Origin of the sequence: Candidatus Magnetobacterium casense (assembly GCF_019173545.1) — a bacterium.
Lineage (GTDB): Bacteria > Nitrospirota > Thermodesulfovibrionia > Thermodesulfovibrionales > Magnetobacteriaceae > Magnetobacterium > Magnetobacterium cryptolimnobacter.
The window spans coordinates 1-9,365 of sequence record NZ_JABXWD010000124.1 but is presented as its reverse complement, the minus strand read 5'-3'; the positions used below and the strand labels follow the sequence as shown (position 1 = coordinate 9,365).

Sequence of the window (9,365 nt, the reverse complement as noted above, 5' to 3'; positions counted from 1 at the left end):
GACCGGAGTTAACAGAGTTTGTGCAACAAACACGGCAGCAGACGGGGGCCACTGGTATGATGTCGCTGTTGACTCTCAAGACGGAGGCATGGGAGCGTTCACTCAATGCCATCATAGGGTTGTGTCAGTCAGACAGGGACGCAGACGCCATGCAGAAGAAGTCCCGCCTGGTGTGGCAGTTACACATGGATGTGATCAGAAACTCGTGCGTCATAACCCCCAGGGAACAGAGGAGACTTAAAACCGGTGCGTGGTCTGGCGGCAAGAACGTGGCACTGAAACGAATATATAACATAAAGGCCGAAAAAGACCTGCTCCTGACACCACAGGATATCAACATCTGCTCAACCCTGGGGATCGACAAAGACTATGGTGGAACTTACTACAGGTTTGACACCAAGAGGGCATAGCTTGCAATGGTAGACCACCCCCTGCTCTTTGTGCATGACTCTAACACGGAACGGATCGAGCTTAAAAAGGGGGTGCCAGAGCTTATCGTCGATAACTCCAAAGGTGGATATATATTAAAGATATCGCCATTTAAGCCGGAAAACGATAACGTAATAATCGTCAAGGAGGCCACCAACAAGTACAGGATAGTGGAGTGCAAAGAAGAGCACAAGAAGCTCTACAGCATTATTGGCACCAAGGGTCTGCTGGTGCCCGCTAATGCCAAAGACAAGGTACTCCAGGCGGTGAGCAATATCTCCTCGATAGTGCAGGTACACTCCTCTATGGCCATGAGCCTTGAAAATGCCCGGGACATACACGCCGACGCCCGCCCGCACATACGGTTATTGCCCTACAGGGAGGGGTTGAAGGTGGAGATGACGATCAGACCCTTTGGTGATGCGGGGCCTTATATGAAGCCTGGCGTTGGCGGTATGAATCTCCTGATGGATATTGCCGGCAACCCCTGTCATACTCGCAGGGACTTTGAGCAGGAAAAGAAAAATGCCTCTGACGTAATCAATGCCTCTGCCATCTTGCAGGAGACCGAGCAAGATGATTGGGAGTGGGTCGTTGAGGACCCTCAGAGCTGTTTGCAGTTGCTTGTTGAGCTTAGGGAGATCGGTGACGGGGTAATGCTGGAGTGGCCGGAGGGGCAACGCTACAGTGTAACCAAAGAACTATCCTTTGACAGTTTACGATTGGCGCTGAGGCATCAGACGGACTGGTTTAGTGTCTCCGGTTCGATAGCCGTGGATGAGTCAACGGTGTTGGAGCTAAAGCAGGTGCTGGAGCTTTTGGATGGCACGGAGGGGCGTTTCGTCAAACTCGATGAGGGCAGGTACATGCTCCTGAGCCGGCAGCTCAAAAAGCGTCTTGAGGACATGAAGGCATACGCCCATGGACACGCAAAGGACGTGCGCATGCATCCCCTGGCCGCCGTGACCCTTCAGGACTTCTTTGACGACGTCAAGGCCATTGAGGTTGACAGCGGATGGCGGGAGTATATCAAGAAGGTTGCCGATGCCGGTGTACTCGACCCCGCAGTGCCATCGACCCTGCAGGTGCAACTGCGTGACTATCAGGTGGAGGGATTTAAGTGGCTCTCCCGGCTGGCCCACTGGGGGGTTGGGGCGACTCTGGCCGATGACATGGGACTGGGCAAGACCCTCGAGGCCCTTGCCGTCATCATAGAGCGTGGTGTGGCTGGGGCATCCCTTGTGGTTGTGCCCACGTCGGTGCAATCCAACTGGCAGAGGGAGGCGGAACGGTTTGCCCCAACCCTCAACGTAGTCATATTTGGCGGCAAGGACAGAAGGCAAATACTTGAAGCGTTAAAGCCTAACGACCTGGTGCTCTGCACCTACGGGTTGCTGCAGAGTGAGGTCGAGTTGTTGGCCGAGGTCAACTGGCAGACGATTGTCCTTGACGAGGCGCAGGCGATAAAGAACTTTGCCACAAAGCGTTCCCAGGCTGCCATGAAACTCAAGGGAGGGTTTAAGCTCATAACCACCGGCACGCCCATCGAAAATCACCTGGGGGAGTTGTGGAACCTCTTTAACTTTATAAATCCCGGGCTGTTGGGGTCGCTGGAGAGGTTTAACAACAGGTTTGCCATCCCCATTGAGAAATACAACAATCGTGAGGCACGGCAGCGATTAAAGAGGCTTGTGCAGCCGTTTATCCTGCGACGGATGAAGAGTCAGGTGTTGGAGGAACTCCCCTCGCGCACGGAGATCGTGTTGGAGGTGGAGATGTCCGAAAAGGAGGCGTCCTTTTACGAGGCCCTGCGGCAGAGGGCTATTGAGCGGATAGAGACGTCCGAGGGGGAGAGCGGGCAGAAGCTCATTGGCATCCTGGCGGAGTTGATGCGGTTGCGTCGTGCCTGTTGCAATCCCAGGCTGGTCAACCAGGAGGTCGATATCCCTAGCAGCAAGCTCAGTTTGTTTGCGGAGGTGCTGGAGGAGTTGCTGGATAACAAGCACAAGGTGTTGGTGTTCAGCCAGTTTGTTGACCATCTAAAGATAATCAGGCAGTACCTTGACTCCAAGTCCGTATCGTATCAGTACCTCGATGGCAGCACGCCCATAAAGGACAGGGCAAAGGCGGTGGAGGACTTTCAGGCCGGTACGGGCGACGTCTTTCTGATAAGCATCAAGGCGGGCGGATTTGGGTTGAACCTGACGGCTGCCGATTACGTCATTCACATGGACCCCTGGTGGAATCCCGCCGTTGAGGACCAGGCATCGGACAGGGCACACCGGATAGGCCAAAAGCGTCCCGTGACTATATACAAGCTGATAACCAAAAATACCATCGAAGAAAAAATCGTTAAGCTCCACGAAAACAAAAAAGAACTCGCCAACAGCCTCCTGGAAGGCACCGAACTAACCAGCAAAGTCTCCGCCGACGAACTCATCGCACTCATAAAAGAATTGTAGCAGGAAGAAAAAGAAAAAAGAAGGGGGCGGCTCCGCCCCCCCTTCAGATCCCCCCTGCAAGGGGGCCAGCCCCCTTGACCCCATTATTTCACATTATTATGATAACTTCCGTTATATCGTAAGCTCCGGTTGGATGCTTTACAGCGTAATGAGGACGGCCTGTTCATCGCAGGCTGGGAACTTGGGACAGTTTATGCAATCGCCCCAGGTCTTGTGCGGCAGGAGGGACTTGTCGATCTTTTCAAATCCGTACTTTAGAAAGAACTCCGGCACATACGTCAGGGCAAAGACCCTGTTCACGCCCAACTCTATGGCCTCCTTGAGGCATGAGTCAAGCAACCGTCCCCCGATGCCCCGCCGCTGACTGGAAGGATGTACGGCAAGCGACTTTATCTCCGCCAAGTCTTCCCAGAGGATGTGCAGGGCGCAGACCCCAACCAGAGGCTCCGGCAGGGATGATGCTCCAGGTACCTTTCCCTGGAGGTCCGACAGTGTCTCTGCCGCAGTGTCTCTACCGCAACAGACAAAGTACTCCCTGATGTTGCCGTATATCGTATGCAATGACCGCGGGAGCATCAACTGTATGGATGCAAAGTCGTTTATCAGCTTGTGCAGGGCTGTGGCGTCAGCTATGGTTGCTTTTCTGAACTTCACCTATCTTGAACCCTCTAAGCAGGGCATCCTTGTTGACGGACATGGCCTGTTCCTTACTCCTGGGCTGATTGTTTTCCAGTGCGGCAAAGAGCACGTCCTGTGTAAAAAGCCCAGTTATGGCCGCAACAGCTCCGAGCATCACCATGTTTGCAATCCGTGTGTCTCCAAGACCCGATGCTATGTAGTTGGCCTCAATCCCGCACATGTCAACTTCGATGCTGTTGTCTATGGTCATCAGCGAGGAGTCGTAAAACAGTATGCCGTCTTTTTGCAGCCGTGGTGCAAATTTCCTCGATGAGGCTTCCGTAAACGCTATCAGTATGTCTATCCACGTAATAACCGGTGGCCCTATGGCCTCTTCCGATATGACCACGCTGCAATTGGCCGTGCCACACCTCATCTCCGCCCCGTAGGACGGATACCACGTGACCTCCTTACCCTCTATCATGGCAGCATAGGCCATGACCTTGCCCATAAACAGGATGCCCTGCCCTCCACTGCCCCCTATAAGCACCTTCTTCTCCAACGCTTACTGCCCCGGATTGTCCTTGAGCGTTGCAGATATGAAGACCTTTGACATCTCCGTGCTTATCCAGTTCAGTGACTCCGTGGGGGACATGTGCCAGTCCGTCGGACAGGGAGAGAGCACCTCCAGGAAACTGAAACCAAGCCCGTTGAGTTGATTTTCAAAGAGCTTTTTGACGAGCCTCTTGGTATTCAGGACGCTTTTGACGTTGTCAAGTGCCGTGCGAGCGACAAAGACCGAGCCATCAATTGCGGCGATAAGCTCGGAGACCTTCAGGGGATAGCCTTCCGAAACAACGGTCTTGCCGCGCGGACAGGTTGTTGTGCGTTGGTTCAGAAGGGTTGTGGGGGCCATCTGCCCGCCCGTCATGCCGTAGGTTGCGTTGTTGATGAAGAACACCGACAGGTTCTCACCCCTGTTGGCGGCGTGTATGATTTCGGCCATCCCTATGGCTGCCAGGTCGCCATCGCCCTGGTAGGAAAACACCACCGTCTCAGGGTTGACTCGCTTAAGGGCCGTGGCCACGGCAGGGGGACGGCCATGCGCACACTCGATTATGTCAAAGTTGAAGTAGTCATAGGCAAACACCGCACATCCCACCGGTGCTATCCCTATCACCCGGTGACGAATCCCAAGCTCGTCTATGCTCTCCGCTATCATGCGGTGCAGGAGGCTGTGCCCACATCCGGGGCAAAACCTGAACGCAACATCCCGCAGGCTCTCAGGTCTCTCAAATACCTTCTTCATCTATTATGCTATATTATAGCACACTTTAAAATAGCTTGCCACAAATTAGTATGAAAGTAATAGTTCACCCCCCTAAGAAGAAGGAAAGAAAGGGGCGGCTCCGCCCCCCTTCAGAACCCCCTGCAAGGGGGCCAGCCCCCTTGACCCCATTTTATCTTGTTGACAGTAGGTTGATTATACACAACATTTCAATATCGATAGCTTAACTATTACGTATGAAAGTTATCAGCGGTACTGCTGTACCAACAACACACATGAACCTCCTGCACATATCTTGTGTTAAGTATGCCATAGTGGTAACATACATCACTCTTATAACATTAATTTGACAATTTACATAAGTTATGCTTACAATAAATGACTTTTACTTGTCAAGAAGAAGAGGCTATTATTACAAACTGAAGGTTACAGCAATTATTAAGGAGGAAGGTTACAATGAAGCGTATTTTAGTAATTGGTGGCGGTAGTGCAGGCGTGATGTTTTCTAACAGGATGAGGAACGAGTTTAGTCCCGATGAGGTTGAGATTACGGTCATCGAGCGCAATGAGATGCACGTATATCAGCCGGCTTTTACGCTGGTGGTTTTTGACCTGGATGATCCCAAGAATCTGCTCAGGCCAGTGAAGGACCTCTTTTTCGATGGCATCAAACTCGTACATGACGTTGCAGTCAAAATAGACGCAGACAACAGCAAGGTGGTAACGGAAAAACATGGCGAAATCTCTTACGATTACCTGGTGGTTGCCTCGGGTGCCAAGTTGCTCTTTGAGGAACCGGAGGGGTTGAAGGAGGGTATCGAGGCCAGTAAAAACGTATTTACATTCTACAAACTCGACGGCGCAATCAAACTAAGGGATAAGCTCAAGGACATGGACGGAGGAACGATAGCGATGTCGGTGTGCGAAATGCCCATCAAGTGCCCTGCGGCCCCGATGAAGTTCATAATGATGGCGGAAGACACAATGAGAATCAAGGGCAAGCGGGACAAGTTCAAGTTCGTCTTTACAACGCCGATGCCTGCGGTCTTTAGCCGGGAGCCGTATGCCTCAAAGCTGGTCAGCATATTTGGCTCACGCGGTATCGATACGGTGGCCAACTTTGCACCATCGCAGGTTGACTACGACAAGGGGGTTATCAAGGACTACGGTGGTAAGGAGGTCAGGTTTGACCTGCTGTGCATCACGCCTCCGCACGGTGGTGAGGCCGTCATAGAGGAGTCTGAGGGCGTGGGAGATGCCGCCGGATGGGTCAGTTGTGACAAACACCTGATGGTTAGCAAGAAGTTCAAAAACATCTATGGTATCGGCGACGCCTCCGATTTCCCCACCTCCAAGACGGCATCGGGTATACGCAAGCAGGCCAAAGTGCTGGTGTCACGCCTGAAGGCGGAGATCAAGGGCGAGGTGCCAACGGATACCTACGACGGCGAAATCATCTGTCCGATATTGACAAAGCACAAGCGGGTCATGTTTGCCCACTTTAACTATGAAGAGTCCATCTCACCTGCCATTGAAAGTTATGCCAATTGGGTGTTAAAGGTTCACATGCTCAGACCTCTGTACTGGAATCTTATGCTTAACGGGCTGGTCTAGGGCAATCCCTGTGATTACCGTAAAGCATAAATATAAAGATTGAGGAGTGAGATATGTCTAAGAAATCGACATTCGCCGCTTCAAATGGCGGCGACAAAGCGGCGGTGCAGGAAAAGATGGCAGCGCAGATAGATGAGATATACGGCAGACTCAAGCTGCTGGAAGGTCTCTATCATGACATCATGCCGGCCCTGGAGAAGATACCCAGGGAGATAAACTCCACCCTGAACGAGCTCAGAACCAAATTTGAACGTGAGGAAACCCTGCAACTGATCAAGGCCGTGGGCGACAACATCCCGACATTCCTGGAAGCTATAAAGGCGATGGAAGCCTTTACAGGCTTTTTCAAGGATATCCACCCCGCCGCAGAAAAGATCACAAAGGAACTGGGACCAACCATAAATTCCCTCAGATACGCCTTTGAACGCGAAGAGACCCTCGAACTCATACAAAAAACCGGCGAAAACATCCCGACATTCCTGGAAATGTTCAAGACGATGGAGTGCTTTATCGGGATGTTTAAGGACGTCTATCCGGCAACGGAAAAGATCATGAAGGAGTTGACCCCTACCATCAACACCATGAGGTACGTCTTTGAGCGTGAAGAGACCCTCGAACTCATACAAAAAACCGGCGAAAACATTCCGGCATTCCTGGAGATGATAAAGACGATGGAGTTCCTTGTCGGGATGTTTAAGGACGTCTATCCGGCAACGGAAAAGATCATGAAGGAGCTGACCCCCACTATCAACACCATGAGGTACGCCTATGAAAAGGACGAAACACTGACGCTCCTGCAAAAGACCGGAGAGAACATACCAACCTTTATCAAGCTGCTGGACTTCCTGGCGCAGTTTGACCAGAGCGGCGGACTGGACTACACCCTCAAGAGTGCCTCCGTCAAGGAGACGGAGTACATGATCAAGGGTATGGAGAAGTGCGCCGTAAGGACAATGCAGCAGCTTATGGAAAGGCCACTGAAGCCCGGCATGAAGAACCTCTTTTCATCCATGATGGACCCCGAGGTGCAGAAGGGCTTCATACTGCTGACGACCTTTGCCAGAAACATGCCCCAGTGTATGCTGGATACCATTAAAGAGAGCGAAGAGGTCATCAGAAAAAAGATATAGTCGCACGCATGATGATCCATTGGTTAATCCCCCTCCCTCTCCAGAAGGGCAGGGGGATTTTGCTGTTGTAAGTACCTGACCATAGGTAATTATACACGAAAGAAGAAAGAAAGGGGCGGTTTGTGGCAGGGGCGGGTGCGACCCGCTGCGGGAAAATCGTGCCCCACCCCCTCCGCCCCCCTATAGAACCCCCTGCAAGGGAGCCAGCCCCCTTGACCCCTTTATACGCATTTTTTGTTACCACTTTTTTACCCACCAAAAATTTATGCACCCCAGAAATTCAAGGTATTGCACTAGCCGGATGATATGTGTATAATACCCTGAAGTATGAGTTTTAATACGGGGATTGGTAACGAATTTTAAAATTGGAGGTTGCATGGGGGCAACAGGCACGGAACACTACAGATGTCCTGAATGTGGAAGGGGCGTAACAAATAATGATAGAAATTGTCCGAGTTGCAAAACAACTCTTGCGCCCGTAAACGTAAGGGAGGTACTGCGGGATACCGAACAGAACGCCCTGCAACGGAGATATGACGAGGCTCTTCAGACGGCAAAGAATAATGATACCTACGATAACGCAATGACATTTGAAGGGCATCTTAAAAAATCCTTTGCCGTGATTAACATGAAGCTTGAAGGTTTACATAGCTTTATAACAACAAAGGATGATAAATACGTATCTTCTTTATATTTCATGGTAACTATACTTTTACGCATACTGGATTCCTGGTCAAGCAAGGAATGACACACTTAGAAAACGGCTGTAATTGTCATTCCTGCGAAAGCAGGAATCCATGCCTTTTAAACGTGAAATAAAAATTACCCTGCTTTTTTGAGAGGATACATAAATACTTACCATACGCCAGACGTGTGAAAGCGGGAGAGATGGAATCTTTAGAGCCTGAAAAGGATATTTTCAGGAAAAAGGTGGACAAAATGCTTTTCGGCGTCGATGGTAGTGATATCTGCTATGCTGCAATTTCCATTGATGGCACCGGGGTTAAGAAATATGGCACATACACAATCTGTCTGTCCGACAAGGAGATTAGCACAAGGACTACGCTTCTTGAGGAGGATTCGTTTGACTTTGTAAAAAGACACAAGCTTACTGAACACAGCAAAATCCCTCCTGGCTATCGGTCGTTATGGGCAGACAGGCACAAGTTAGCCGTTGCAAAGCTTGCCCGTAAACTTCGGAAGAGCTTTACTGACTCAGAATATGCTAACATATTAGTAGTAAACGCAGAAAGCAAAGATAGCTATGACTGTGTCGAGGTACACATATATGATGGCTTTAGCAACGATGCTGTAGAGAAGGTGTATGGTCCGCCCCCGGCGAATGTAGACGAGGATATCTTGTGGTCGGCAGTGAAAGGGAAGCTCGAAATAAAAGGCAAACAATGGAGCGAGAGATGATTACGGAAGCATATATATCGGGCCAGTTAGGGAAGGCCATATATAAGGATGACGGCAAATTATTTCTCATACACAACAAGAATGACAATAAACCCGTTGAGTGTGATCACCATGATTATTCGCTGTTTTTTGGCGTTGCCGGCGATTATGAGCATATCCTGTATGCCGGAACTACGCTCAAAGAACTGAAAAAGGAGTTGTCTTTTCGGAGCGCTGCCTTTAATGCGATGACCTTTTTGATAATCGGGATGGACGTTGATCATAAGGTTGATTTAAAAGAGAAAGCGATAAGAAGAGCCGAAGAGATACTTGCCAACAAGGACAGTTTTTCGTTTGCCAGGAAGCGGCTTATGTCTTGTCTCCTGCCTGCGGATACCGATATAGACCGGGCGATAGAGATATCAA

General features: G+C 50.5%; 10 protein-coding genes. 7 read left to right on the top strand and 3 right to left on the bottom strand.

The features are described from left to right. On the top strand, positions 1-410 hold a 410-nt coding region (locus HWQ67_RS08295; RefSeq protein ID WP_218252218.1), incomplete at its 5' end, for a hypothetical protein. Between the two features lie 6 nt (positions 411-416). Continuing rightward, positions 417-2,891, top strand: a complete 2,475-nt coding sequence (locus tag HWQ67_RS08290; protein WP_218252217.1) for a DEAD/DEAH box helicase — start codon at positions 417-419, stop codon at positions 2,889-2,891. Between the two features lie 138 nt (positions 2,892-3,029). Here the strand turns inward: HWQ67_RS08290 and HWQ67_RS08285 are convergent, their stop codons facing one another. From HWQ67_RS08285 to HWQ67_RS08275, 3 genes are read right to left on the bottom strand one after another with little or no spacing between them, the layout of a single operon-like run. Continuing rightward, positions 3,030-3,545, bottom strand: a complete 516-nt coding sequence (locus HWQ67_RS08285; protein ID WP_218252216.1) for a GNAT family N-acetyltransferase — start codon at positions 3,543-3,545, stop codon at positions 3,030-3,032. After that, positions 3,517-4,071 (bottom strand): 2-oxoacid:acceptor oxidoreductase family protein, encoded by a 555-nt coding sequence (locus HWQ67_RS08280; RefSeq protein WP_218252215.1) that lies wholly within the window; start codon positions 4,069-4,071, stop codon positions 3,517-3,519. The genes HWQ67_RS08285 and HWQ67_RS08280 overlap by 29 nt, the downstream gene beginning before the upstream one ends. Before the next feature lie 3 nt (positions 4,072-4,074). Beyond that, entirely contained in the window at positions 4,075-4,818 is a 744-nt protein-coding gene (locus HWQ67_RS08275) for a thiamine pyrophosphate-dependent enzyme (protein WP_218252214.1), read from the bottom strand. A gap of 435 nt (positions 4,819-5,253) precedes the next feature. On the opposite strand from HWQ67_RS08275, the gene HWQ67_RS08270 reads away from it, so the two are divergent. From HWQ67_RS08270 to HWQ67_RS08250, 5 genes are all read left to right on the top strand, one after another. Beyond that, positions 5,254-6,411, top strand: coding sequence for an NAD(P)/FAD-dependent oxidoreductase (locus HWQ67_RS08270; RefSeq protein WP_218252213.1), 1,158 nt, complete (start codon positions 5,254-5,256; stop codon positions 6,409-6,411). Positions 6,412-6,464: 53 nt separating this feature from the next. Beyond that, on the top strand, positions 6,465-7,541 hold the full coding sequence (locus tag HWQ67_RS08265) for a hypothetical protein (RefSeq protein ID WP_218252212.1): 1,077 nt from the start codon (positions 6,465-6,467) through the stop codon (positions 7,539-7,541). Positions 7,542-7,917: 376 nt separating this feature from the next. Next, positions 7,918-8,289 carry a zinc ribbon domain-containing protein gene (locus HWQ67_RS08260; protein WP_218252211.1) on the top strand — a complete coding sequence of 124 codons (372 nt, stop codon included), beginning with the start codon at positions 7,918-7,920 and terminating at the stop codon, positions 8,287-8,289. A 140-nt stretch (positions 8,290-8,429) separates the two neighbouring features. Beyond that, positions 8,430-8,960, top strand: coding sequence for a hypothetical protein (locus HWQ67_RS08255; RefSeq protein ID WP_218252210.1), 531 nt, complete (start codon positions 8,430-8,432; stop codon positions 8,958-8,960). Next, positions 8,957-9,365, top strand: a 409-nt coding sequence (locus tag HWQ67_RS08250) for a hypothetical protein (RefSeq protein WP_218252209.1), incomplete at its 3' end; no start/stop codon positions are given. The genes HWQ67_RS08255 and HWQ67_RS08250, both read left to right, overlap by 4 nt.